Source organism: Corallococcus sp. AB018, assembly GCF_003986945.1.
GTDB classification, from domain to species: Bacteria; Myxococcota; Myxococcia; order Myxococcales; family Myxococcaceae; genus Corallococcus; species Corallococcus exiguus.
Map to the genome: position 1 here is coordinate 1 of NZ_RAWR01000389.1, position 3,959 is coordinate 3,959.

A 3,959-nucleotide genomic window follows, 5' to 3' on the forward strand; every position below is an offset into this window, starting at 1 on the left:
GCCTGAGCCCGAGCCTGCCCCCGCGCCACCGGAGGAGCAGCCGTCTTCCGAGGATGGGGCCGCGTCCTCCGAGGAGCCGCAGCCCGACGGTGGCGAGGAGATGCCCATGCCGGAGCCGGAGCCCGAGCCCGCCCCGGCGGCCGTGTCCGCGCTGGCGGACAAGAAGAAGCTCGTCCCGCTCATCGTCATGGGCGTGGTGGGGCTGAGCTTCCTGGTGCTGATGATCGCCGTGCTCGCGGGCGCCTGAGCCGCGCCCTTCGCGCCACGGCGGCCGCCCTTCCCTTCCTTCCCCCGGAAACGACAAGGCCCCCGCTGAAGCAGCGGAGGCCTGGGTTCTTTCACACGCTCCCGGCCGCTACCGGCCGGAGGAGATGCGCGCCACCGGCTGGATGTTCAGGTCCGGGGACAGCTCCTGGTAGCTGAGGATGGAGAACGAGGGGTTGAACTCGTACTCCAGCAGCTTGCGCACGTAGCGGCGGATGTCCATCGCCGTGAGGATGACGGGGCGCTGGGCGCTGGGCGGCAGGTGGCCGCATTCCGAGCGCACCGCGCCGACAATCTCCTGGGCAATCTCCGGCTCCAGCGCCAGGTGCGCGCCCGCGGAGGTGCGCTTGATGGAGCTGCGGATGGCCTCCTCGATGTTCGGGTCGAGCAGGTACACCACCAGCGTGCCGGTGCCGCGCGCGTACTTGTGGGAGATGTAGCGGCGCAGCGAGGCGCGGACATGCTCGGTGAGCATGACGTTGTCGGCCTCCACCTGCCCGTACTCGGACAGGGCCTGGAGGATGCCGCGCAGGTCGCGGATGGAGAGCTCCTCCTCCACCAGGCGCCCGAGGATGTCCGTCAGCTTCAGCACGTTGACGATCTTCGGGACCACTTCCTTGACGATGGCCGGGAACGCCTTCTCCAGCTGCTCCAGCATCGTCTGCGTCTCCTGAACGCCCACGAACTCGCGGGCGTTCTTCCGGAGCACTGCGGCGGTGTGCAGGATGATGTAGCCGGGCACGTCCCAGGTGGTGAGGCCCGCGGACTCGAGCATCTCCCGGAACTGCTCGGGCACCCACGCGGCCGCCTGACGCGTCGCGGGGTTGATGGCCTCGAAGCCGGGGATGTTCATCAGCTTGAGGCGCTCCACCGTGTCGTTCACCAGGATGTGGCCCAGGGTGGCCTGGCCGGTGACGACGGGCACTTCGTTGATCTGAATCTGGTAGGCCCCGGGCGGCAGGCCGCCGTTGCCGCGCGCGCGCACGCCGGGGAAGCGCACGCCCAGCTCCACGAAGAGGCCGTCGCGCATGAACGGGATGAGCTCGAAGAGGAACTTGCCGCCGTCCTGCCGCGAGTCCACGAAGGGCACCAGCGCGTCGGACACCTCCAGCACGATGGGCGTGACGACGGGGATGAACAGCTCCGAGTCCGGGTTGAGCTGCTCCTTGGGCGGAGGCTCGGCGGACACGGGCGTGCCGAAGCTGGACTCCATCGCGGGGCCGGCTTCCTCGGCGGCCATCGCCTCGTCGCGCTTGCGCATCATCGACCAGGCGCCGAAGCCCGCGCCCGCGCCCAGCAGGAAGAAGGGAATCTTGGGGAGGCCGGGGATGAGGCCCAGGCCCACGAGCATGGCCGCCGCGATGGCGATGGCCTTCGGGAAGGCGGTGAGCTGCGTGCCCACGTCCTTGCCCAGGTGCGCGCCCTCTTCCTCGCCGCCCACGCGCGTCACCAGGATGCCGGCGCAGGTGGAGATGAGGATGGCGGGGATCATGCCGACCAGACCGTCACCGATGGTGAGCAGCGTGTACTTCTGCGCGGCGTCACCGGCGGACATCCCCTTCTGCGTCACGCCGATGATGAGACCGCCCACGATGTTGATGACCGTGATGATGATGGACGCGATGGCGTCGCCCTTCACGAACTTCATCGCGCCGTCCATGGCGCCGAAGAGCTGGCTCTCACGCTCCAGGTCGCGGCGCTTCTTCTTCATCTGATCCTGATCAATCACACCCGCGCGCAGGTCCGCGTCGATGGACATCTGCTTGCCGGGCATCGCGTCCAGGGTGAAGCGCGCGGCCACTTCCGCGACGCGCTCCGAGCCCTTGGAGATGACGATGAAGTTCACCACCACCAGGATGAGGAAGAGGATGGCGCCGACGACGAAGTTGCCCTGCACCACGAAGTTACCGAACGCCACCACCACTTCGCCCGGGTCGCCGGTGAGCAGGATGAGTCGCGTGGTGGAGATGGTCAGCGACAGGCGGAACATCGTCGTGATCAGCAGGAGCGTCGGGAACGACGACAGGTACAGCGGGCTGGGCACGTAGAGGGAGATGAGGAGCAGGATCACCGAGATGCTGATGTTCATCGTCAGCAACACGTCCAGGATGATCGTCGGCAGCGGGACGATCATCATCGCGACGATGGCCACGACGACCACGGCCAGGACGATGTCGGAGTACTTGTTCAGGAAGCTGTTCGGATCGGCGTTGGCCATCGGCGGGGCCATCCTAATCCGTGCGCGCCCCCGAGCCCAAGGGGGGGCCATCCCTCACCTGTCCGGCGAGGGAGCCTGCGGTCAACCTACGAGTGGTCCTCGGGGGCTTCGGAGTCCGAAGCCTCGTCCGAGCTCTCCAGGGCCGCGGCGGCGAGCATGCGCGCACGACGGCTCAGGGGGTCCTTGTCATCGGGGTCCAGCGACACGGCATGCTGGAAGTCACGGGCCGCTTCCGTCGTCCGGCCCTGACGGAGGAACGCCTCGCCCCGGTTGACGAAGGGGGTGATGTCAGCGGGATCCAGTTCGATGGCGCGGTTGAAGCACGCCACGGCGGCGTCCAGGTCCTCCAGCGCCAGGTGGCAGGCGCCCAGAGCGGTCTGGAAGTAGGCCTCACTCGGGTCCATGACCGAAAGCTTCTCGAAGACGGCCAGCGACTCGTTGAAGTTCCCGTCCTGGAAGAGGTTGAAACCCTCCGTGGCCCGCTCGAGCATCTCCGGTCCGGACAGGGGCTTCTCGTTGTCGTTCGACACCGTGGCCTTGGATTCAGTCGTCATCGGCGCGTTCACCGGGGCGGGGACAGCAGCGGCGGGGGACTCTAGCCCGGGGGCCCCGCCAGTTCCAGACGGGGTCCCCTTCTCAGCGAGGGCTGACCTCACCCCGCCTCGTCGATCCGCTCCTGGACCTTCGCCATCGTGTCGCTCATCGACTTCTCGATGACGCTCTTGAAGATGTACTCGGAGCTGGTCTCCTTGTTGAAGGCCTTCTCGGCCTCCTTGTTGATCTCCTCGGCGGAGGCGTTCGGGTTCTTCGCGATGAAGTCCGCGACCGTCTTCTGCGCCTTGTCCAGCGCGCGGGTCCCGGCCTTCTCACCCAGGCTGCCCACGTAGTCCTTGTACTTCTCCGCCAGGCCCTGGATGGCCTGCTCGGCGGTGGGCTTGTCGCCCTGCGCCGACTTCTGGCTCTGGCCGGCAGACTGGGTCTGGCCAGCGGCACCCGCCGCCGGGGCGCTCTTCGCCTGGAGCGCCTGGAGGCCCTTGGCGAGCGAATCCGTCATGGAGCGGAGCAGGTTCTCCTGCTTCACGAGAGCCTGCGAGCCGGTCGCCGGCGCGGCGGAGGTGGTCGAGATTCCGACGCGGGGAGCGGAACCGTTAATCGGGGTGGAGCCCATGATCCAAACCTCGTCTCTAAGTACTGCGTTTCCAGGGTTATCGACGTGAGCCTAGTGGAAGTTTCCGGATCCTTTCCAGCGGAGGCCTCACGCGGCCAGGCCCGGAAACGCCACCAGCCCCGAACCGGTACCCTGGAAGGGCACCAGCACGGGGCCGGAGCGAAACCAACAACCTGCGAAGGACTACTTCAGGTTGTTCACGGCGGCCATCGCCATGTCGTCCATCTTCTTCATGAGGTTCGTGATGGTGCTCATGATCTGGGACTCGAGCTGAACCTGCTTCTGCGCCTGCAGGAAGCCCTTCTGCTC

General features: G+C 67.2%; 3 protein-coding genes and 1 pseudogene. 1 reads left to right on the forward strand and 3 read right to left on the reverse strand.

Features of this window, described 5'->3' with window-relative positions; all coding sequences use genetic code 11:
- Positions 1-247 (forward strand): annotated as a pseudogene (locus tag D7Y11_RS41915) (FHA domain-containing protein); the annotation flags it as partial.
- A 108-nt stretch (positions 248-355) separates the two neighbouring features.
- Here the strand turns inward: D7Y11_RS41915 and sctV are convergent.
- The 3 genes from sctV to D7Y11_RS41930 all read right to left on the reverse strand — a co-directional run bounded on the left by sctV (position 356) and on the right by D7Y11_RS41930 (position 3,536).
- Positions 356-2,482: a type III secretion system export apparatus subunit SctV gene (gene sctV, locus D7Y11_RS41920; protein ID WP_120580923.1), complete on the reverse strand. Its 2,127-nt coding sequence runs from the start codon at positions 2,480-2,482 to the stop codon at positions 356-358.
- A gap of 86 nt (positions 2,483-2,568) precedes the next feature.
- On the reverse strand, positions 2,569-3,036 hold the full coding sequence (locus D7Y11_RS41925) for a tetratricopeptide repeat protein (RefSeq protein WP_126936455.1): 468 nt from the start codon (positions 3,034-3,036) through the stop codon (positions 2,569-2,571).
- Between the two features lie 98 nt (positions 3,037-3,134).
- Entirely contained in the window at positions 3,135-3,536 is a 402-nt protein-coding gene (locus D7Y11_RS41930) for a hypothetical protein (protein ID WP_126936456.1), read from the reverse strand.
- Positions 3,537-3,959: the final 423 nt, after the last annotated feature.